The sequence below is a fragment of the Mycobacterium mantenii genome, from assembly GCF_010731775.1.
In the GTDB taxonomy this organism is placed as follows: domain Bacteria; phylum Actinomycetota; class Actinomycetes; order Mycobacteriales; family Mycobacteriaceae; genus Mycobacterium; species Mycobacterium mantenii.
Genome location: NZ_AP022590.1, coordinates 1,380,285 through 1,400,772, shown reverse-complemented (window position 1 = coordinate 1,400,772; position 20,488 = coordinate 1,380,285). Strand labels below are relative to the sequence as shown.

At 67.5% G+C, this 20,488-nt stretch carries 21 protein-coding genes and 2 pseudogenes; 9 read left to right on the top strand and 14 right to left on the bottom strand.

The window, feature by feature from the left end; genetic code table 11:
- Entirely contained in the window at positions 1-495 is a 495-nt protein-coding gene (tpx, locus tag G6N50_RS06380; protein WP_083092538.1) for a thiol peroxidase, read from the bottom strand.
- 110 nt (positions 496-605) lie between these two features.
- Here tpx and G6N50_RS06375 point away from each other — a divergent pair, with 110 nt between their 5' ends.
- Both G6N50_RS06375 and G6N50_RS06370 read left to right on the top strand, forming a co-directional pair.
- Entirely contained in the window at positions 606-1,556 is a 951-nt protein-coding gene (locus G6N50_RS06375) for a GlxA family transcriptional regulator (RefSeq protein ID WP_083092663.1), read from the top strand.
- 19 nt (positions 1,557-1,575) lie between these two features.
- A complete protein-coding gene (locus G6N50_RS06370) occupies positions 1,576-2,316 on the top strand; it encodes a DJ-1/PfpI family protein (protein WP_083092540.1) in 741 nt (246 codons plus the stop codon).
- An 84-nt stretch (positions 2,317-2,400) separates the two neighbouring features.
- On the opposite strand, the gene G6N50_RS06365 is transcribed toward G6N50_RS06370, so the two are convergent.
- The gene (locus tag G6N50_RS06365; RefSeq protein ID WP_083092542.1) at positions 2,401-2,877 is read right to left on the bottom strand and encodes a nuclear transport factor 2 family protein; all 477 of its coding nucleotides are present in this window, start codon (positions 2,875-2,877) and stop codon (positions 2,401-2,403) included.
- A 57-nt stretch (positions 2,878-2,934) separates the two neighbouring features.
- Here G6N50_RS06365 and G6N50_RS06360 point away from each other — a divergent pair, with 57 nt between their 5' ends.
- Positions 2,935-3,705 carry an SDR family oxidoreductase gene (locus G6N50_RS06360; protein ID WP_083092544.1) on the top strand — a complete coding sequence of 257 codons (771 nt, stop codon included), beginning with the start codon at positions 2,935-2,937 and terminating at the stop codon, positions 3,703-3,705.
- Between the two features lie 8 nt (positions 3,706-3,713).
- Here the strand turns inward: G6N50_RS06360 and G6N50_RS06355 are convergent, their stop codons facing one another.
- The 4 genes from G6N50_RS06355 to G6N50_RS06340 all read right to left on the bottom strand — a co-directional run bounded on the left by G6N50_RS06355 (position 3,714) and on the right by G6N50_RS06340 (position 8,359).
- Entirely contained in the window at positions 3,714-4,487 is a 774-nt protein-coding gene (locus G6N50_RS06355; RefSeq protein WP_083092546.1) for a YqjF family protein, read from the bottom strand.
- Between the two features lie 13 nt (positions 4,488-4,500).
- Positions 4,501-5,178 carry a hypothetical protein gene (locus G6N50_RS06350; protein ID WP_083092547.1) on the bottom strand — a complete coding sequence of 226 codons (678 nt, stop codon included), beginning with the start codon at positions 5,176-5,178 and terminating at the stop codon, positions 4,501-4,503.
- A gap of 36 nt (positions 5,179-5,214) precedes the next feature.
- The gene (locus G6N50_RS06345) at positions 5,215-6,447 is read right to left on the bottom strand and encodes a serine hydrolase domain-containing protein (protein ID WP_083092549.1); all 1,233 of its coding nucleotides are present in this window, start codon (positions 6,445-6,447) and stop codon (positions 5,215-5,217) included.
- 70 nt (positions 6,448-6,517) lie between these two features.
- A complete protein-coding gene (locus tag G6N50_RS06340) occupies positions 6,518-8,359 on the bottom strand; it encodes a fatty acyl-AMP ligase (protein ID WP_083092551.1) in 1,842 nt (613 codons plus the stop codon).
- A gap of 209 nt (positions 8,360-8,568) precedes the next feature.
- Between G6N50_RS06340 and G6N50_RS06335 the strand changes: the two genes are divergently transcribed.
- Complete coding sequence (locus G6N50_RS06335) at positions 8,569-9,036, top strand: SRPBCC family protein (RefSeq protein ID WP_083092552.1); 468 nt, start codon at positions 8,569-8,571, stop codon at positions 9,034-9,036.
- 35 nt (positions 9,037-9,071) lie between these two features.
- On the opposite strand, the gene G6N50_RS06330 is transcribed toward G6N50_RS06335, so the two are convergent.
- The 6 genes from G6N50_RS06330 to G6N50_RS06305 all read right to left on the bottom strand — a co-directional run bounded on the left by G6N50_RS06330 (position 9,072) and on the right by G6N50_RS06305 (position 15,184).
- Positions 9,072-9,452, bottom strand: coding sequence for a hypothetical protein (locus G6N50_RS06330; RefSeq protein WP_083092554.1), 381 nt, complete (start codon positions 9,450-9,452; stop codon positions 9,072-9,074).
- 121 nt (positions 9,453-9,573) lie between these two features.
- A complete protein-coding gene (locus G6N50_RS06325; protein ID WP_083092556.1) occupies positions 9,574-10,737 on the bottom strand; it encodes an LLM class flavin-dependent oxidoreductase in 1,164 nt (387 codons plus the stop codon).
- A 163-nt stretch (positions 10,738-10,900) separates the two neighbouring features.
- Positions 10,901-11,302 (bottom strand): hypothetical protein, encoded by a 402-nt coding sequence (locus G6N50_RS06320; protein ID WP_158086037.1) that lies wholly within the window; start codon positions 11,300-11,302, stop codon positions 10,901-10,903.
- Between the two features lie 152 nt (positions 11,303-11,454).
- Positions 11,455-11,673, bottom strand: a complete 219-nt coding sequence (locus G6N50_RS06315; RefSeq protein WP_083092559.1) for a hypothetical protein — start codon at positions 11,671-11,673, stop codon at positions 11,455-11,457.
- Positions 11,674-11,934: 261 nt separating this feature from the next.
- Positions 11,935-14,223 (bottom strand): isocitrate lyase ICL2, encoded by a 2,289-nt coding sequence (gene aceA / locus G6N50_RS06310; RefSeq protein WP_083092561.1) that lies wholly within the window; start codon positions 14,221-14,223, stop codon positions 11,935-11,937.
- Positions 14,224-14,470: 247 nt separating this feature from the next.
- Positions 14,471-15,184 (bottom strand): MBL fold metallo-hydrolase, encoded by a 714-nt coding sequence (locus tag G6N50_RS06305; protein ID WP_083092665.1) that lies wholly within the window; start codon positions 15,182-15,184, stop codon positions 14,471-14,473.
- A gap of 106 nt (positions 15,185-15,290) precedes the next feature.
- Here G6N50_RS06305 and G6N50_RS06300 point away from each other — a divergent pair, with 106 nt between their 5' ends.
- The 4 genes and pseudogenes from G6N50_RS06300 (at position 15,291) to G6N50_RS06285 (ending at position 17,188) form a co-directional block, all read left to right on the top strand.
- Positions 15,291-15,605 carry an ArsR/SmtB family transcription factor gene (locus tag G6N50_RS06300; protein ID WP_372509894.1) on the top strand — a complete coding sequence of 105 codons (315 nt, stop codon included), beginning with the start codon at positions 15,291-15,293 and terminating at the stop codon, positions 15,603-15,605.
- Positions 15,602-15,995: pseudogene (locus G6N50_RS06295) on the top strand (SRPBCC family protein); the annotation flags it as partial. The gene G6N50_RS06300 and the pseudogene G6N50_RS06295, both read left to right, overlap by 4 nt.
- Positions 15,996-16,066: 71 nt before the next feature.
- A complete protein-coding gene (locus G6N50_RS06290) occupies positions 16,067-16,513 on the top strand; it encodes an SRPBCC family protein (RefSeq protein WP_083092564.1) in 447 nt (148 codons plus the stop codon).
- Between the two features lie 66 nt (positions 16,514-16,579).
- Positions 16,580-17,188, top strand: coding sequence for a YbhB/YbcL family Raf kinase inhibitor-like protein (locus G6N50_RS06285; RefSeq protein WP_083092667.1), 609 nt, complete (start codon positions 16,580-16,582; stop codon positions 17,186-17,188).
- A 13-nt stretch (positions 17,189-17,201) separates the two neighbouring features.
- Here the strand turns inward: G6N50_RS06285 and G6N50_RS06280 are convergent.
- Positions 17,202-18,768: pseudogene (locus G6N50_RS06280) on the bottom strand (phytoene desaturase family protein).
- 109 nt (positions 18,769-18,877) lie between these two features.
- On the opposite strand from G6N50_RS06280, the gene G6N50_RS06275 reads away from it, so the two are divergent.
- Positions 18,878-19,477 carry a TetR/AcrR family transcriptional regulator gene (locus G6N50_RS06275; protein ID WP_083092668.1) on the top strand — a complete coding sequence of 200 codons (600 nt, stop codon included), beginning with the start codon at positions 18,878-18,880 and terminating at the stop codon, positions 19,475-19,477.
- Between the two features lie 31 nt (positions 19,478-19,508).
- On the opposite strand, the gene G6N50_RS06270 is transcribed toward G6N50_RS06275, so the two are convergent.
- A complete protein-coding gene (locus tag G6N50_RS06270; RefSeq protein WP_083092566.1) occupies positions 19,509-20,378 on the bottom strand; it encodes a LysR family transcriptional regulator in 870 nt (289 codons plus the stop codon).
- Between the last annotated feature and the right edge of the window lie 110 nt (positions 20,379-20,488).

Here is a 20,488-nt window from a genome sequence, read left to right as displayed (position 1 = left end):
TCAGCCCGCCGCGGCCAGAGCCGCGTCGTAGTTCGGCTCCTGCGCGATTTCGGGCACCAGCTCGGTGTAGGCGACATTGCCGTCGGCGCCGATCACCACGATGGCCCGGGCGAGCAACCCCGCCATCGGACCGTCGGTGATGGTGACCCCGTAGTCCTCACCGAAGCTGTCCCGGAACGCCGAACCGCTCGTGACGTTCTCGATGCCCTCGGCGCCACAAAATCGCGCCTGCGCGAACGGCAGGTCCTTCGAGACGTTCACGACGGTCGCCCCGCCGCCTGCGGCGCGCTCGTTGAAGGTCCGCACGCTGTTCGCGCACACCGGCGTGTCGATCGACGGAAAGATGTTGAGCACCACCGGCTTACCGCCGAATTGCTCGCTGCTCACCGCGGCCAGATCGCCGCCGACCAGCCTGAAGGCCGGGGCTTTGGATCCGACGGCAGGCAGCTCGCCGACAGTGTTGATCGGGTTTCCACGCAACGTTATCTGTGCCATGGGCAACAGTCTGCCAAGGCCGCCGTGGCAGCCGTGGAGCAGGTCCCATGTCCTAATTGGTGGGATGCATGGCGTAGACGACACACCCCGGCGTGTCCAACACTGGATCCATGCCTCGCAACGTGGTGATCGTCGGCTTTCCCGGCGTACAGGCCCTCGATGTGGTGGGCCCGTACGAGGTGTTCACCGGCGCATCGCTGCTGACCGGCGGAGCGTACGACGTCGCGATGGCCTCGGTTGGTGGCCAACCGGTGCAGACAGCCACCGGGCTGGCCTTCGTGGCGACCCCGCTGCCCGACCCCGGCGACCCGATCGACACGGTGGTGCTGCCCGGCGGCGCCGGTGTCGACGCGGCGCGGTTCGATGCCGCGCTGGTCGCCTGGATCAAGACCGCCGCCACCCATGCGCGCCGCATGGTGACTGTGTGCACCGGCGCGTTTCTCGCGGCCGAGGCGGGTCTGCTGGACGGGTGCCGGGTGACCACGCATTGGGCCTTCGCCGAGAAGTTGGCGAGTGAATTTCCCGCCGTAGAGGTCGATGCCGACCCGATCTTCGTGCGGAGCTCGGACGCGGTATGGACGGCCGCGGGCGTCACCGCGGGCATCGACCTCGCGCTGGCGCTGATCGAGGATGACCTCGGCACCGAGGTCGCGCAGACGGTCGCCCGCTGGCTGGTGCTGTACTTGCGGCGACCGGGCGGGCAGACGCAGTTCGCGGCGCCGGTGTGGATGCCGCGGGCCAGAAGGGACTCGATCCGCGAGGTGCAGGAGACGATCGAGGCCGAACCGGGCGGTTTGCACAGCATCGATGATCTGGCGCGCCGGGCCGCGATGAGCCCGCGCCACTTCACCCGGGTATTCACCGCCGAAATCGGTGAGGCGCCCGGTCAATACGTCGAACGCGTCCGCACCGAAGCCGCGCGCCGGCAGTTGGAGGAGACCGACGACACCGTCGTCGCGATCGCCGCCCGGTGCGGCTTCGGCACCGCGGAGACCATGAGGCGCAATTTCCTTCGCCGCGTGGGTATTTCGCCCGACCAATACCGCAAGGCATTCGCCTGACGTCGAAAGGACGACACTGATGACCCAAATCGCCATTGTGGCCTATCCGGGATTCACCGCGCTGGACATGATCGGTCCGTACGAGGTGCTGCGCAACTTGCCGGGCGCCGAGGTGCGCTTCGTGTGGCACGACGCCGGGCCGATCACCGCCGACTCCGGCGTGCTGGTCATCGGCGCCACCCACTCGCTGAGCGAAACCCCTTCGCCCGACGTGATTCTCGTGCCGGGCGGCCCGTCGACGCCGGTGCATGCCCGCGACGACGCGCTGCTGGACTGGTTGCGCCGGGCCCACGACACCGCGAACTGGACGACGTCGGTGTGCTCGGGCTCGGTGATTCTGGCGGCCGCCGGCCTACTCGAGGGCCGGCGCGCGACATCGCATTGGCTGACCATCCCCGCGCTGAAGGCATTCGGCGCGGTTCCGGTGGCCGACGAACGGATCGTGCATCAAGACGACATCGTCACCAGCGCGGGCGTGTCCGCCGGGCTCGACCTCGCCCTGTGGCTGGCCGCACAGATCGGCGGCGAACCGCGCGCGAAGGCAATCCAGCTCGCGATCGAATACGACCCGCAGCCGCCGTTCGACTCGGGCCACACGTCGAAGGCGTCGGCGACCACGAAGGCCGCCGCGACGGCGCTGCTGTCCCGCGACAGCGTGCAGCCCGCCAACGTGAAAGCCACGGCCTTGCTCGCCTGGGAGCAGGCGTTGCGCAAGGTCCGGTCGCGGCGACGCGGGCGGGCGGTCGCCGGCATGGCGTAGGTGAGTCAGAACAAAGCTAGCGTCGGTGATAGCGCTTGGCGCGCAGGCACTATCGTGCCTCGCCACTAGGCGCGTGCCTCAACGCTAGGCGCCGGGCTGCAGGATTTCGGTCGTGGCGAGCTGCCCGCCGGCCTGCATCCAGGCCGCAACCACACCGGGAGCGTCACGGTCGGGGTTGTAAACGTCTTCCTCGCTGGAGAACAGCCCGTCGCCGGCGTAGACGAGCCGGGTCCAGTTCGGGAACCAGAACGGCTCACCGTTCGGGTCGGTCGGGTGGTCCAGCAGGTTCTTGATCATGACGACGACCGCATCGTTGTCCTCGTCGTAGGCGGTCCAGTCGGACGGAAAGCGCATGTGCGGAAACGGCGCCATCACCGCGACGATCCAGTCGCGGACCGCCTCGCGCCCGTGAAAGACGCCGTAGTGGTGCTCGGTGTAGACGACGTCCTCGGTGAAGAGGTCCGCGAACGGCCGCCAGTCGCCCGAAGCGCTGCATCCCTCGACGACTTTTGTGTAGTTCTCGACGGCCTTATCGATTTCTGCCCTGGTGAATCTGCCCATAGCGGACACACTAGAACGTGTTTCGGTTTTGGTCGCTCGTATGAATGGGGATATCGAATGAACGTGTTGGACTTGTTCGGTCTGCGCGGCAAGCGGGCGTTGGTCACCGGGGCATCCAGCGGTATCGGCCGGACGGTGGCGCAGGCCTACGTGCAGGCCGGTGCCGATGTGGCGATAGCGGCGCGGAACTTCGAGGCTTTGGCAAGCCTCGCCGAGGAGCTGGCGGCCGACGGCGACGGCAAGGTCGTGCCGATCCGATGCGATGTCACCCGGCCCGAACAGGTGAACGGCATGGTGGACCGGGTGACCGCGGAGCTGGGCGGTATCGACGTCGCCGTGTGCAACGCCGGGATCATCGCGGACGTCCCGATACTGGAGATGTCGCCCCAAGAGTTCCAGCGCATCCAGGACACCAATGTGACCGGTGTCTTTTTGACCGCGCAGGCGGCGGCCCGGGCGATGGTCGCCCAGGGGCGCGGCGGCGTCATCATCAACACCGCCTCGATGTCGGGCACCATCATCAACGTCCCGCAACGGGTTGGCCACTACTGCGCCTCCAAGGCGGCTGTCATCCACCTGACCAAGGCCATGGCGGTCGAATTCGCGCCCCACAACATCCGGGTCAACAGCGTCAGTCCCGGCTACATCCTCACCGAGCTCGTCGAACCCCTCACGGAATACCACCGCCAATGGGAGCCGAAGATCCCGATCGGCCGCATCGGCCGCCCTGAAGAGCTCACCGGCCTTTACGTCTATCTGGCCAGCGAGGCCTCCAGCTACATGACCGGTTCGGACGTCATCATCGACGGCGGCTACACCTGCCCGTAGCTCTGTACTCACCGCACCGGCCGCGGGCGGCCGAAACGCGTTCGCACACCACCGGAATACAGGGCGCGCAACCGCTCGCCGGCCGGCCGCACCCCGGCCGCCTCCACCAGTTCGCTGCTCAGCTCGACGATCTCGGCCGCGCGAAGCGGCCACTGCCCGTGCTCATTCGGCACCCACCACGTCCGGCCCGCCTTGCGCGTATGGGCGCCCCACCGGGCGGTGAGCCACACTTCCAGCGGCGTCGGTTCGACCACCTCGCCAACGACGATCTCGATCCGGTTGCGTAAGCCGCGCTGAGGCCATAGGCGCACGCTGTCGTACGCGATGTGGTCGCCGTCGCGCCGCATCCGCATTCTGGCCCAGGTGTAGGGGACGCCAAGACCGATGCGGGTGAGGGGTACGACGGCCAGCCGCGCCGTTTCCAAAGACCGGAAAAGCACACCGTGGCGGCCGGCGTCGTCGATCGAGTAGAGCCGTACGTTCGTCTCCAAAAAGCTGCCGAAGTACGGAAGGGGAAGTGCGGAACCAACTTTGGTGCTGCTCATGGCGAACGGGACCAGCCCGACGTACGTCAACCTATCGGCGAAGATGTCGGGACGGGTTCCGGGAGGATACATCGGTTCGATGCTTTCGGGGGCCACCGGCCAGTGGATGAAGGTCAGGTCGCGCCAGTGCTGGTCGAACGTCACCGGCCGGGGCAGCGGTGGTGGGGTGAGCGGATACCCCTCGAGACCGCTCGGCCCATTCGGTTCGGCGGCCGGCGGGTCGGGTGTTGCGGTCATCGGATCGTCGGCCCTATCGCTCTAGCTCGCCGGAGATCCCGCGCTCGATGTTCGCCTGTATCGCCGAGGGCAAGACCAGCAGCCCGTCGAGTTCATTGCGGGCCACCTGGTAGGCGCGCTGGCGTTCGTGCGGCGCAGCCTCCGGATCGGCCGCCACCCGCAACAGGCTCTGCGCCCGCGCGATTCGCTGCTGCTCCGTCCGGGAAAAATCGTTGCGGCGTCTGCGGATCGCCTCGGCCTCGGCGGCGTTGAACGCGGTCACGTAGTCCTCGACGGCCGCCATGTACTGCGCGGCGCCGTCGCGGTCGTCGAGCAGATCCTCGGCCTTGACCGGCCGCAGGAAGTCGGCGCGAAGCTTGGCTTTGTGAAACGCGATCGTGTTCGGGTCGCGCATGTCGGTCATCAGCGGGAAGTCCAGCAGCTTGGCGACGTCGAGTTCGTACCCAAGCCAGCGCGCATCCGTGCGGCCGTGCTCATCGAGGATCCGCCGGATCGAGCGCCACTGGGCCGCTTGATTCCCGCCGGCACGCTCGGCGGCGGCAGGGTCCGGCAGTTGTGTCCGGTCGACGCCCCGCAACTCCTCGTCGCCGCGCCGCCGGTAGGCGCCGAACGCGCGTACGGCGGCCACGATCGCGCCCGTCAGCGGCAGGATGACGATCAACAGCTCCGCCAACCGGAAAACCAAACCCACATGGCCAGGATGCCACCAGGGCCGCCGGCGTTGACGTCAACTCTGCGGGCGCACCCCTAGCACGTCGCGAAACAAGGCCTGCCGCAACGCCAGTTCCCGCGGATCGCTCCAGAGGTGAAACCCGAGCCGGTTCATGACGTAGGCGAAGCCGACACCGGTGTCCGGGTCGGCGCAACCGAACGATCCCCCGAAGCCCGGGGTGCCGAAGGCCTTGTCCGACGAGCCGAACACGAACTGCGGGACGGGCTTACAGAAACCGAGCGAATACGCCACATCGATGTGCATTACCTTGTCGCGCACGCCGCGGCTCGGGGACATCGCCGGTGCCGTCAGCGCCTCGAGGGTGCCGGGGCTCAGCGGCACCTCAGCGCCGCCGCAGGCCGCGCTGCCGTACATACGCGCCACCGACCTGGCGGTACCGATGCCGTTGGCCGACGGGATCTCGACCGCCCGCACGTCGTCGCGGTTGTAATCGCCGTTGAACGGGTTGACACCGCGCGGGACCGCGATTGTGCGCGCCGTCAGGCCGACCGGGTTGAGCGAAGCGCCCACGAATCCCGGTGGCATGACGCCTAGGTGCAGCATCGTCTCCGCGCGCGCCCAATTGTGGATATGGGCCACTCGGCTGCGGTCGACCGCCTCCGGGAGTCCGATGTGCAGGTCGAGTCCCCAGCGGGCGACGATTTCGTCGGCCAGGAATCGGCCCAGCGTGCGCCCGGCGGGGTCGGTTCGGCGGATCAACTCGGATTCGTACCAGCCGAGGGTGATGGCGTGATAGCCATGCCGGGTACCCGGTCGCCACGCCGGTGCCTGGGCAGCCAGGATCGGGGACAGCCGCTCCGGATCGGCCACGTCGGCCAGCGCGGGCTTCGGTGTCAGCGCACAGACGCCGGCCTGATGGCCCAGGAGTTGGCGGACGGTCACGTCGCCCTTGCCGGCCTGCGCGAATTCCGGCCAGTAATCCGCGACCCGGGCGTCATAGGAAATCAGTCCCCGCGACACCGCCACCGCTACGACCAGGGCGGCGACGCCTTTGGTCGTGGAGAACATATTGACCATGGTGTCGGCCCGCCACGGATCCTTGGTCAACCCGTTCCGGTAGCCGCCCCACAGGTCGACGACTTTGACGCCGTCGCGGTAGACGGCGACGGCGGCGCCGACTTCGGCGCGGTCGCGAAAGGTCGCCCGGAACGCGTCGGCCACCTTGCCGTAGCCGGCCTCCACGTCGCCGCCGATCAAATCCGGCGACACCCTCATCTTGAGAACCATCTCGCGCCTCCGAGTGGAGACTAGCCAGCCCGGTTCGTGCGCAGGGCTTTTTGAGCGTACGGCCCGCCCGCTAGTGGACGCCCAGGGTGCCGGCGAGGTATGCGGCCCGGCAGGCCCTGCGGGCCAGTTTGCCGCTGGTGGTCCGGGGGATGGCACCGGCGGGCAGCAGCCGCACGTCCGAGACGGTCAGACCGTGCCCCCGCCGGACGGCTGAGCGGATCGCCTCGATCGCCGGCTGAGGATCCTGGCGGCTGGTGCCGGCGGCGCGTTCGGCGACCACGACGAGCCGCGGGTCATGGGAGTCATCGTCGGCCGGCACGGAAAACGCCGTCACATAGCCGCGCCGGACCACCTCGGAAGCGTCGGCGACGGTGGCCTCGATGTGCTGCGGGTAGTGGTTGCGGTCGCCGATCGTCACCAGGTCCGCAATCCGGCCGGTCACGTACAGCTCACCGGCGAGATGCACGCCCAGGTCGCCGGTGCGCAGCCAGGCGCGTTCGCGGTCGGCGCCCTCGGCGTGGCTGCCGTCGGTGAGCCGCGATCGCAGAACGGCGCCGAACGCTCGCCGCGTTTCCTCCGGCAGTCCCCAGTAGCCGCGTCCAACATTGTTGCCCTGCAACCAGATTTCGCCCACCTCGCCGTCCCGCAATTCGGATCCGGTGGCCGGGTCGACGATGACGGCCCATTCGCTGCGCGCGACCTGACCGCAAGACACCTGCGCGACGGCGTTGGGAGAATCCGCGTCGACGCGCACCGCGTGTCCGGCGCCCAGCCGTTCCGAGTCGAAATACACCGCCGTCGCCTCCGCGGAAGGGGCGACGGTCGCGACGAACAGCGTTGCCTCGGCGATGCCGTAGGACGGTTTGAACGCGGTGCGCGGCAACCCGTAGGGCGCGAACGCCTTGTTGAAGGTCCTGATCGCGTCGATGCTGACCGGTTCGGAGCCGATGATCATCACCACGTTGCGCAGATCGAGGTCCGCATCGCGGCCGGGCAGGCCGCGCTGTGCGGCCCACTCGTACGCGAAGTTCGGTGCGGCGGTGACGACGTTGCCCTGCCGCGACCCGTCGGACAGAGCCCGGATCCATCGCTGGGGTCGTCGCACGAATGCGGTGGGAGACATCAGCGTGGAATGGCCGCCGTAGACGGCCGGGAAGCCGATCATCGACAGACCCATGTCGTGGTAGAGCGGTAACCAGCTGACGCCGTGAGTGTTTCGGTCCAGCAGGTCGATCGACAGAATCATCTGCACCAGGTTGCTGCCCACCGCGCGGTGGGTGATCTCGACGCCGACCGGCGGCCGGGTGGAGCCCGACGTGTACTGCAGGTGGGAAACGTCGTCCATGCCGAGTTCGGTGGGCACGAACGACTCCCCCGCCGAGTCGGGTATCTGGTCGATCGCGATCACCTGCGGCCGGCGCAGGTGCGGGTGGCCGGCCAGGAACTTCTCGACCGCCTCTGCGGCGGCCGTCGTGATGAGTACGACGGTGGGCTCGGAATCGCGCAGCGCGGTGTCCAGGCGTTCGGCATGCCCGGGCAGTTCCGGCGCGAACAACGGCACCGCGATGGTTCCGGCCTTGACCGCCGCGTAGAAGCCGGCGACGTAGTCGATGCCCTGGGGCGCGAGGACCGCAACGCGCTCACCGCGACTCGCGGCTCGTTGGATTCGGGCGCCGATGGCTTCCAGTCGGACGCCGAACCGGGTCCACGTCACCTCTTCGGCATCGCCCTCGGCCGAATGGCTGTAGTCGAGATAGCGGTACGCCACGGTGTCACCCACGTTGGCGATGTTGCGGTCGATGAGCGATATCAGGTTGACCCCGGGGGGCAGCACGACAGCGCCACTGGCGTCCAGGCAGTCCTCGATCCGAAGCAGGCCGTCTGGGCCGTCGTGCCGCGCACCGCGATTCATGACTGCAGTCTAGGCAGGCCGGTGCGACGGTCCCCGCGCGGTGAATCGGCAAACATCAAGAGCGGCGGGCGCATTCGCCGTCTCCTGCAGACCTTCGATCAACGGACGAATAGCGACGCTCAACCCGATCCGGCTCAGGACCGGCGCGGGCGGTAGCCTACCGGCGAGCGGCGTCCAGGGCCGTCCGTTTGCTACCACCAGGAGTTGTCATGCCGGGCCGGAACTTTTCTTTCGAGATCAACCGCACCAGCAGCGCGCCCGCCGCGACGCTGTTCCGGCTGGTGGCCGACGGGGCCAACTGGTCGCGGTGGGCCAAGCCGATTGTCATGCACTCGAGTTGGGCCCGCCAGGGCGATCCCGCGCCGGGCGGCATCGGGGCGGTCCGCAAGGTGGGAATGTGGCCGGTCTACGTGCAGGAGGAAACGGTCGAGTACGAGCAGGACCGCCGCCACGCCTACAAGCTGGTGGGGCCCGCCACCCCGGCCAAGGACTACGCCGGCGAGGTCGTCCTCACGCCCAACGCGGCGGGCGGAACCGACATCCGCTGGACCGGTTCGTTCACCGAAGGCGTTCGCGGGACGGGTCCGCTGATGCGCGCCGCCATGGGCGGGGCGGTGCGGTTTTTCGCCGGCCGGCTGGTGAAGGCGGCCGAGCGCGAATCCAACGGCGGGCGCTAGCTTTCTGGTGCGGCCGCCACGCTTTGGTGCACGAGCTACGGGTTGTTGAACTGGTTCTCGTATGTCTGCTGCTGCTGCATGTCCTGATTGAACTGCTGTTGGGCCTGCTCGTTTTGCTGTTCGGCCTGTTGCATGGACTGCTGCAGCTGCTGCTGGTTCAGCTGCTGCTGCAGCTGGGCTTGATCGTCGTCGTCATCGGCGGCGAAGCCGCCGCCGGCAACACCCGGCGGCGCCTGGGGTGAGATGGCCAAATCCGCCAGGCGCACCGATCCGGATCCCGGCATGATTCCGGCGGTCTGGGGCTGCGCCGCGTCGTTCAGGGCCAGGACGGCCAGCACCGCGACGCCGGCCAGTCCGAGCAGTGATCGCCGCCGGCGTCCGCCGGCGCGGGTGGGGCGAGGGGTGTTGGTGGTCATCCTCCAGATTTGCGCCGCGCCCCTAGCCGCCCCCTGAGACCAGGCTGTCGTCTGGGTGTGAAGCCGGGCGCGAAATGCCCGGGCTGCGAACCGCGCTCACCCGGTTGCGGTGCCCGAGCCGCTACTTCGCGCCGACCTCGTCCTGATATTTCTTGGTCATGTGCGCGACGGCGTCCAACTGCGACTGCGCCAAGCTCTCCCGGGCCTGTCCGGCGCGCGCGGCGGCATCCAGGGTTGGCCGCGCCTGACCCTGGAAATGCGGCATCACTTCGGCGGCGAACAGTTCGGCGGAGCGTCTGGTGGCGGCCGGATTGGCCCATTCGTGCCCCATCTGCAGCATGCAGCCGAACCCGCCGGACTGATCCCACAACCGCTGCACCTGCTCCCGTGCCCGCTCGGGAGTGCCGATCACTCCCGCCCCGTTGTCGTTGATGACGTCGATCATCTCGTCGAGCTGGTCGCCCGGCATCGTCATCTGCGGGAACGCGGCCACCTTCTGGAAGTACCGGAACCACGGCTCGATGCCGAACTTGACCTCCTCGCGGGCCTGCTTTTCGGTCTCGGCGAGGTGGAACAGACCGACCAGGCTCCAGTTCTTGCGGTCGACCTGCGCACCGAAGGCCGCGGCGCGCTCCTCGACGATGCCCCAGTGGTAGGAGAGCGCGTTGAAACCCTCCACGGTCAGGGTGGCACCGATGGAGAGCAGGCCGATGCCGTGCTTGCCGGCCAGCCGTGCGCCCGTCGGCGATGCGACGGCGGCGACGGACAGTGGGATCCCACCGTCGGAGTAGGGCGCAAGCTGCAGCTTGGCGTCGAAGAGCTGATGGGTGGCCGTTTTAGCGCTGACCGTCTCCCCCGCCAGCAGCCGCACGACGATATCGAGGTTGGTTTCGAGCAACTCTCGGGTGTCGGTGGGGGTGAGTCCGATCATGGACGAGTCGCTGGGCAGCGAGCCCGGCCCCACTCCGCCGATGATGCGACCGTGCGTGAGGTGATCCAGCAGCATCAGCCGGTCGGCGACCCAGAGCGGGTTGTGATACGACAGCGAAATGACCCCGGTACCGAACCGGATCCGCTTCGCACGTTCGGCAGCGGCGGCGATGAAAACCTCTGGGGAGCTGATGATCTCGCTGCCGGCCGAGTGGTGCTCGCCCAACCAGACTTCGTCGAAGCCGAGGGCGTCGAGGTGCTCGATGAACTGAAGATCGCGTTGCAGGGCCAGCGTCGGGTTGGTGCCCGCGCGGTGGAACGGGGCGATGAAGTATCCGAACCTGAGCTTCGACATTGAAGTCCCCTTGCATCCGAGTTGCGGAGAACCATAACTCGGATTGCGGGCTCGGCCCTAGGCCCAGAAAGGGTTCAGCCGATGGGGCCAGGTAATCCCGGCCCCACCGGCTAGGTAACAAGTGTTTGTGGTCGTTCTACAACTGGCTCAACGGGACTCGGCGTCAGTAGCCGCCGCAGACGTTGCCGACGCAACCGCCGCCGCCGCCAGGTCCGCCGCCGCCACCGCCGACGCCGGGAATGCTGCCGCCGCCGCCACCGGGACCGCCGCCACCGGTCGGGCCGCCGGGCACGCTGCCGCCGCCGCCACCGGGTCCGCCGCCACCGGTCGGGCCGCCGGGCACGCTGCCGCCGCCACCGCCGGGTCCGCCACCGCCGGTCGGGCCGCCCGGTTCACCGCCACCGCCACCGGGCGCAGTGGAGGGCGCAACGCTGGACGACGGCGTGGTCGTCGAAGTGGTGGTGCTGCTCGGGCCATTCTTGTGACCGCCGCCGCAGGCGACCGATAGCACCAGCATCGCCGCACCGCCGAACAATGCGACCGCCGTCCTCGGTCCAGACCTCATCAGATCCCCCAATCTCCACTTGCGCCACTTCGCGCCGCCCACTTTTTCTTACCCCCGGGCGCCACCGCGCAAACAGTTTTCGGCGGCGAGATTGCGCAACACGAAGATGGCCCATCACGCTGGTGTGATGGGCCATCGCACACGGTGGTCGGCTAGCAATTCGCTCCCGGGACGCAGCCGACGAGCGTGGCGACGTGCACGCCGGCCGGGGCCGGGCCGGGCTGGGTCGGCGCGACGCCGGGTGACCGATGCATGGTCGCCGCCGGTGCGTTGTCCGCCGGGCTAACACCGGCAGGGCCGAATCCGACCGCCAAAATAGCCGCTGCCGCACCACCGAACGCGGCGATCGCCTTCTTGATTGTGGTTCTCATCAGGCGCTCCTTCCTGTTCGGGCGCGTTTGTTAAATCTGAACGCACGTTTGTTACAAGCGAAATCCTACACTTCTGCAACTGTATGTAGGGTGAATTCTTGGTGTGGCGCGCGCCAACGAGCCGAGACTCGGCGAGGTCACAAATAACGCACGCCGCTGGGCGCACACGGATGACGCGCCGGCATGCGTCGGGCTAGATCGGATGCAAGCCGTCAGCGGCCGCGACATCGATCGATGAGACGGCCGCCGTCGGGTCGCTGGCTAATCTTCCTTGGTGATCAGCTTGCGCAGCGCGACCCGGTCGGGCTGCAGCAATTCGGCGATGCGGGGGCGGTTGACCTCGGCGACGATGATCTCGCCGACCTCCTGATAGACCTCGCTGAAGATGCCGTGCGATTTCATCTTCGAGGTCTGATATTGGTTGTCCTCAGTCGGCGTCACGTAGATCACCGCGTCGGCCTTGAAGCGGTGCACCAGCCAGAGGTGAATCAGGGTCATCAGCCGCTTCTGCCGTAGCTTCTCGGCGAAGGTGTTCTGGTCGCGCACCTGAAGGATGCTGCGGCCGTGCCGGTCCTTGATCGGGTCGACGACGACGTTGGCCAGCTGCTCGTCGTCGTTGCCGTAGATGCCGAGTTCCAACACGTCCGAGCCGGCCCGGCGGGGCCGCAGCTGCACGCGGAGTTTCTCGCCGAGGCTGTAGTTCTCGCTCCACATCGCCAGCCACTCCTCGAGCAGCTTCTTCGGCACCTCGGTCTGCACCAGGTGCTGGTGCTGGGTCGAACCCTCGCCCATCGCCTTGGTGGTGGCGGTGCGACCCGACGAGGCGGACAGCGCGGCATCGCTGCGCGGGCCGCCGACCAGGGTTTGCGGTGTGCGGTACGGGGATTCGACCAGGCGCATCTTGCGCTGCAAGCGGGCCAGCGCCAGCATGCCGTCCTGCTGCAGCGAGGTGGCGAACTCCTCGGCCGCCACGCCGTCGATCTGGTGCCCGCCGTAGGTGATGAAGTTGAAGACGAAGCCCATCTTGCCCAGTTCCTCGGGGAACTGCTTCATCTGGTCGTCGGTCATGCCGGTGGTGTCCCAATTGAACGATGGCGACAGGTTGTAGGCCAGCATCTGGTCGGGGAACTCGGCGTGGATGGCGTCGGCGAACTGCTTGGCGTCGGCCAGGTCGGCGGTCTTGGTCTCCATCCACAGGATGTCTGCGAACGGCGCCGCCGCCAGTGATTTCGCGATGGCGTAGGGGATGCCGCCGCGGATCTGGTAGTAACCCTCGGGGGTCTTGGCCAACTCGCAGTCCCATCCCGGGTCGACGCCCAACTCGTTGGCCTTCTTCTTGGCGGAGTAGAGCGACGCACGCGCCGCGAAGGCCCGCCACTCGTCGGCGCTCATGTCGGCCGGCTCGCCCTCACTTGCGTCGAATTCGAGCACGTCGGCCACGGCCTGGCCGTAGGTCATCAACCCGGCGTCGTCTTCCCAGGCCGCCACGAATCGCGACTCGACCTGGTCGAACAGGTCGTCGATCGACTGTTCACCGTTCTCGCGCCAGGCGTTGACGGCGTCGGAGATCACGCCCTGGATGCCTTGGCGCTCCAGCCAGGCCGCTGCCTGGGCGTACTCCCCCTCGGGCAGCGCATACAGCAGATGGCCGTTGAGGTCTTTGACGCCCAGCTCGTAGAAGCGGCGCACCATCGCCAGGAAGCACGACTTGTACGAGGGGATGTTGAGGTTGGTGGCGCCGAGCAGGAACGGCTGGTCGCGCTCGTCGGCCCGGCTGTCGAGCAGGTTGGCCGCCTCGGCGTCGGTGCGGGCGACGATGATGCCGGGCACCTTCATGATGTCGAGCTGGAAGCGCGCGGCATTGAGGCGTTTGATCTGCTCGTCCGACGGGACCAGCACCTTGCCGCCCTGGTGGCCACACTTTTTGGTGCCGGGCCGCTGGTCCTCGATGTGATATCCCGGCACGCCGACCTCGACGAAGCGGCGGATGAGGTTGCGCACGTGCGGGTCGCCGCCGTGGCCGGTGTCCGCGTCGGCGATGATGAACGGCCGGTAGTCGTATTCGGTGGCGGTGGCCCGCTGCTGCTCGCTCATGCGCCGGCGCTGGTACTGCTGGTTGCGGTCGGCGGTCAGCAGCGCGCGCACCAGCACCGCGGCGTCGTCGGGAACCTGGCTCAGCGGGTAACTGGCGAGGTCGGGTCCGGGGTCCTCGGTGGTGGAGCCCTTGGCCGAGGTCGCCCAGCCGCCCAAGTAGATCCCCTCGATACCCATCCGCTTCATCGCGACCGCCTGACCGGGCGAGTACGGGCCGAACGTGGTGATGCTCTTCTTCTCAGCGAACAGCTCGCGCAGCCGCTCGTAGAAGGCGGCCGCCGCGTTGCGGGCAACGGTGTAGTCGGTGGGGATGGTGCCGCGCTGCTCGGCTACCTGGCGGGCGGTGAAGAGGCGGGTGATGCGGGAGAAGCGCGGGTCGTCGAAGTATTGCTGCGTGGCAGCGACCTCGTCGTCGAATGATGGCCGGACTTGCGTGTCCCTGTCGATGATCGCCATGTCTTACGCTCCTCTGCAGCACGATTCCTCTGAACGTGAGTCTATCCCCGGAAACGGCCGTTCAATCAGGGGCCGAAAGTCTCAAAACCAAAACTGTTGCGGCACCCTGTAGTTGCGACAGCTTTTCGGTGGTGGGTCGGCGCTCGGGGCGGATCGCCGGTCGATCGCCACGGCGGTCCTCCGGCGCTGTTGGGCCGTCGTGTGGCTTCAACGCGTTGGGAGACAATACCTTTCGATATAGTATGGCTCAGGGTGCGGCTGCGTGCCGGGCCAACCACTGGCGCTGGCGACGGACGAACTCCGCATCGACGACCTTGCCATGGCCTGGAACGTAGATCGCCTCGGGGCCCCCGACCGCCAGCAGCCGGTCGAGGGTCGTGGGCCAGGCCGCGACATCGGAGTCGGCGTCGATCGCGGGATCCGCGGACTCCTCCACCAAGTCACCGGTGAACACCACGACCCGCTCGCCGTCGTCCGTCGGCGGCGCGATCACCACCAGGTCCGACGAGGTGTGCCCACGCCCGAGGTGGGCGATGGTCACCGCCCGGTCCCCCAGGTCGACGACGGCGTCGTAGCCGCCGACGCGCGGGGGCCGCAGGGCGGCGATCGCCGCGTCTATCTCGGCGGGGTCGGCGCCGTAATGCAGCGCGTCCGCGCGGATATTCTCGGTTCCCGAGGAGAGGTATTCGACCACCTCGGGCGCGCAGTGCACCTGCGCCCCGGTGAACAACGACGAACCCAGCACATGGTCGAAGTGCTTGTGCGTCAAGACAATATCGCTCACGGGGCGTCCGGTGAGCAACCGGATGTCGGCGTCGACGGCGGCCGCCTCGGCCAGCGTGGTCCCGGTGTCGACCAGAAGCGCTCCGGTGCGGCCGCGCACCACCCCGATGGTCACGTCGCAGAACGGGAGCCGGCAGCGATGCACACCGTCGGCCAGCCGTTCCCAGGCGAAATGCACACCCAGGAAGGTAGCCCCCACGGGTTCCGGCGACCAGCGCATTGTTGCCGCGTCTTATGTCGGAAATAGTTGACATGTCGGAGATATCCGACGTATTGTGCCGAGCGTGGCAAGCGTCGATCGCGTCTTTCTCGCCTTGGCCAACCCGGTGCGGCGCGAACTGCTGGAAATCCTCGTCGACCGACCACTGTCGGCGGGGGAACTGAGCGACCGGTTCGCGTTGAGCCGGCCCGCGGTCGCCGAGCACCTCAAGGTGCTGCGTGACGCGGGGCTGGTGATCGACCAGCCGCACGGGCGCCATCGCATCTACCGCCTGACCGCGGAGCCATTGGCCGAGCTCGGCGGCTGGTTGCAGCCGTTCGAGAAGTTCTGGCGTGCCCGACTGGGCAAGCTCTGCGAGGTAGCAGAGGAGCTGGAATGACCGAAACGTCAAGGTTCGCGACGATCCGGGTGGATCAATTCGTGGCGCCGCCCGGCCAAGGTGTGGCGACTGCTGACCGAACCCGAGCTGATGAAGCTGTGGTGGGCCGAGGGGCAGGTGGCCGCGGTGGTGGTACACCAGTTCACCCTCGACATGCCGGGCTGTGGCAAGCAGCCGTGCACGGTGCTCCAGGCTGACGCGCCGCACCTCTTCGCTTACACGTTCACCGCCGCCTGGACGCTGACCTGGCGGCTGCAAGCCGAAGGGGACGGTACCCGAGTGTTCTTGGAACACAGCGGCTTTGACATCGATGACAGCCGCATGGCTCAGGCCTTCGAGCGCATGGGGCAGGGATGGCGCGACGTCGTCCTCCCCCGCCTCGCTCGCCTTGGTGCACAACCAATTCCCGGACGCGACGTGCGACTGGTTTCGACCCGCACCGCGCCGGCTATCTTCCCGGCATGGCTATCACCGACTCCCGCGAGGTCGTCATCGAGGCGACACCCGACGAAATCATGGAGGTATTGTTCGACATCGAATCTCTGCCTGAGTGGTCGTCGGTGCACAAGAAGATCGAAGTGCTCGAGCGCGACGACCAGAACCACCCGACCCGATCCAGACAGGTCGTCAAGCTAGTCGGCGTCAGCGACGAACAGGAGCTGGCGTACACGGTTCACGACGACGGTGTGGGCTGGTCCCTGGTCAGCGCTAAACAGCAACGCGCCCAAGAGGGTCGGTACACGCTGACACCGGAAGGGGATTCCACCCGGGTCCGCTTCGAACTCACCGTCGACCTGGTGGCGCCCGTGCCCGGTTTCCTGGTCAAGAAGGGGGCCAAGAGCCTGATGGACACCGCCACCGAGGGGCTGCGCAAGCGGGTCCTCGACGTCGCCAAGCGCGACAAGTAACGTCAACGGGCCCGTGTGAAGATCGGGTCCTTCCCGAGTGCCGTCGCGCGAGTCAGACTGTTATTCATGGAATCGACGCTGGCGGGCACGCTTCACTGGATCGGGGCGATCATTGGTGCGCTGGCGATCGCGCCGGCGCTGGCCGGCTGCGGGGGCCAAGGCAATAGCCACCCGACGACTCCGTCGACCCCGAAGGTCACCACCCTCGGTCGCACGGCACCGAACGCGCCCGCGGGCGGGCCGTTGACGATCAGCAGCCCGGCTTTCGCCGACGGGGCGCCGATTCCCCCGCAGTACACCTGCAAGGGCGCCGACATCGCGCCGCCGTTGGCGTGGTCGGCACCGTTGGGCGCCGCCCTGATCGTCGACGATCCCGATGCCGTCAACGGGCTTTACGTCCACTGGGTCGTCATCGGCATCCCCCCCGGTTCGGGCAGCACCGCCGACGGCCAGACGCCGGCCGGGGCGACCGCGCTGCCGAACACGGCCGGCCAGCCCGCGTACAAGGGTCCTTGTCCCCCGGCGGGAACCAGCACACATCACTACCGGTTCACCCTGTACCAGCTCCCCAACGACTACCAGCTGCCCGGCGGCCTGGCCGGAGTTCAGGCGGCACAGACGATCGCCGGTGCCGCGACCGCACAGGCGCAGCTCACCGGACTGTTCGGCGGCTGACTCGCCCGGTTCACTACGCGTCGTCGAGCACTTTGTAGGCGGCGTTGTAACCGGGGGTGAAGGTGATGCCCGGCCCACCATGGCATCCGGCGCCGGCGAGATACAGGCCTTCGATTCCGAGGGGCAGATCGAGGAAGCCTTTCGGACCGGGCCGGTTGGGTCCCATCAGATCGGGGTGCAACAGCCCGTGGCAGAAGTCGCCTGAGGGTGCGCCGAACATGGTGTTCATGTGGTAAGGCGCGAACGTGATGTGGCGTATCACGATGTCCTTGAAGTTCGGCGCCAACCGGGTGATCTTGTCGATAATCCGTTGCGCCATCGCGTTTTTCAGATTCCCGTGCTGATCGCGAGGCACTTCGACCGGGAAGGCGTAGGCGTACGCGCTCGCCGCGTGCTTGCCGGGCGGGGCCATGTCGGGATCGTGCACCGAGGGGATCTGCATGCCCATCGACGGGTTGTCCGGAACGATGCCCCGCCGGCAATTTTCCCAGTGCAGCTGTTGCTCCTCGGGTGAGCCGAAGATTCCGACGGACTGTTGCATGCCTTCCTCGTTGAGGAACTCGTACGGCGGGGCGAACTCGGGCAGCCCGTCTAGGGCGAAGTGGATCTGCACGAACGAGGCCCGGTGGTCGCGGCCGGAGACGCGCGAAACCAGCTGCGCGGAAACGTGTTCAGGTGCGATCAGTTCGGTGAGCGTGACGTCGGGCGACAGTGTTGGACACCACGATCGGCGCCGAGATCGTCGACCCGTCGCGCAGTCGTACGCCGGCCACTTGCTCGTGGTCGACCAGGATCTCCTCGACCTTGGTGCGAAACCGGATCTCACCGCCGTGGGCACCGAACAGCTCGCGCAGGTGTTCGGTGAGCGCGCCGATGCCGCCCTTCAACTTGGTCATCATCGCGGTGCTGTTGTCGGGTACTGCCAGCGCAAAGGCCAAGCAGGTCGCGCTGCCCGGTGTGTACGGGCCGCGGTAGGTCGAGTTGACGGCGAGGAATGCCAGCATTCCGCGCATGACGGCGTGTTTGTCTTTGTCCGGCAGGTAGCGGTCGATCACGTCCATGGCCGAGCCGAACAGCATCTCGTGAATCGCACGGCGTTCGTCGTCGTTGGTCGCGCAGGCATACATCGCGTCCAGGGTCTTGGGCGGCTGGCGCACGTCGAAGCGGCCCAGCGCTTTCGCCGGTCCCTGGCTCCAGCCGATCAATTCGGCCATGCCGGTGACCGCCTCGAACCCGTGCTTCTCGCTCAGATGCGTCATCAGCCGCATCGGGTCCCGGTAGAAGATCATCGGCTCTTCCCCGTGTTCGCCGATGTTGGTCGACATGACGTCGGGCTCCACCGCCGGCAGGGTGTCCAGCCCGAGGTCCTTGGTGAGTTGGCTTGCCATGGGAAACTGCACCGAACCGGCGATCTCGTACCGAAAGCCGTCGATCAACTCGACCGTCGCCGCCATGCCGCCCGCGTAAGTGTTGGCTTCCAAACACACCGTGCGCAGGCCGGCGCGTTGCAGGATGGCCGCGGCGGTCAACCCGTTGTGCCCGGCGCCCACCACGATCGCGTCGTAATCCGTATTGCCCACAGTCTTGGCCCTCGCCTCCTCGGGTAACCGCGTGCCAAGATTATGTCAGTACTGACACAATTGGAAGATGTCAGTTCTGCCGCCGGCCTGGGATACGATCACCGCTGAGATGACCGCCCCGGGCAACCGTCACGAACAACGACGACGATCGACGCATGAGGCGCTTCGCCAAGCGGCGTTGAAGAGCTTTGCCCACAAGGGGTTTGCGAACGTCACCGTCACCGAGTTGGCCCGCGAGGCCGGCGTCACCGAACGCACCTTCTTCCGGCATTTCCCGACCAAGGAAGCCGTGCTCTTCCAGGACTACGAGACCCAGCTGGGATGGCTGGCCGAAGCGCTCGCCCAACGCCCGCCCTCGGAATCGCTGTTCGACGCGGTGCTGGCCAGCGTTGCCGCGTTCCCGCACGACCTCGAAGTGGTTCGCCAGGCCGCGGCCGCCCGTGCGGAGCTGATCAGCGCCGAGCGCATCGCCGGTCACCTGCGCGTCGTGCAGTCGTCGTTTGCCCGCGTGCTCACCGACTTCGTCAGGGCGCGCAATCCGGAACTGGCGAACATCGATCTGGCCGCCGAGGTCGCGGGTTCGGCAATCGCCGCCGCCCTCGTTGCGGCAGTGGAGAATTGGGGCCGCAGAGGGTGTACCGGCGACCTTGGCGAAGACGTGACGGTGAGCCTGGATCTGGTGCGCTCCGGCCTGGCGCCGCTTGCCTGACGGTGCCCGCGCCGTCGGTCGGGCTTCTCCGTCACTGGTCCGCCGCGGTCTCCACGGCCGCCTCGATGAAGCGGCGAAGCGCGGGGCCGTTGGCCCGCTTCACAAACGCCAGGGCGACGGGAATGTCGGGCGCACCCTGCAGGGCGACGAACCGCACGCCCGGGTGGATGTCGCGCCGGATGGCGACATCGGGGATGACCCCGATGCCCCGGTCGGCCGCAACGGATTCGATCCACTCGTCGAAATTCTTTGTCTCGACCACGGTTTCGGGTCCGACGCCCGCGGGCCACGACCAGGGTCCGGTGGTGCCACTGGCGGTGTTGACCACAAGCGGCCACCGTGGCACCTCGGCCCAATCCAATGCCCCTCGCTCGGCCAGGGGTGAATGAACGGAACACACCGCCACCCGTGGCTCATCGAAAAGGTGCACGATTCGGACGGCGGTCGATGTCACGTGCCCACGCACCAGGGCGACATCGACCCTGCCCTGCTGGACCGCACCGAGCGCGTCGTCGGTGCGAATCAGGTTGACGGTGGTGCGGGCGGCCCGCTCGAAACGCGCGACGGTGTGCTGCGCCCACGGATCGGGCAGCAGCCAGCTGAACCCGAGACGGAGGCTCGCCTGCTGGCGGACGGCGTCGACACCGCGTCCCAATTCGGCGAGGACCCGCTCGACGTAATCGAGGAAGACCCGCCCGGCCTGGGTGGCGGTGACGTGTCGCGAACTCCGGTCCAGCAGCGTGGCTTCCAGCGCGTCTTCGAGCTGTTGGATGGTTCGACTCAGCGCGGGCTGGGTGATGCTGAGCTCCTGGGCGGCCTGCGTGAACGATTCGAGGCGCGCCACCGCTTCGAACGCCCGAAGGTGACGCAATTCGACTCGGCCGGCCTGCACCACGTCCATGCGTGATGAGCATAGATGCCCCGCAGAAGGCATTTCACGCGGGAGCACCGGGCACCTAACGTCGGTTGCAATGGGCGCGCAATCCGCGCTGTCGTTCGCAGGAGGAAAAA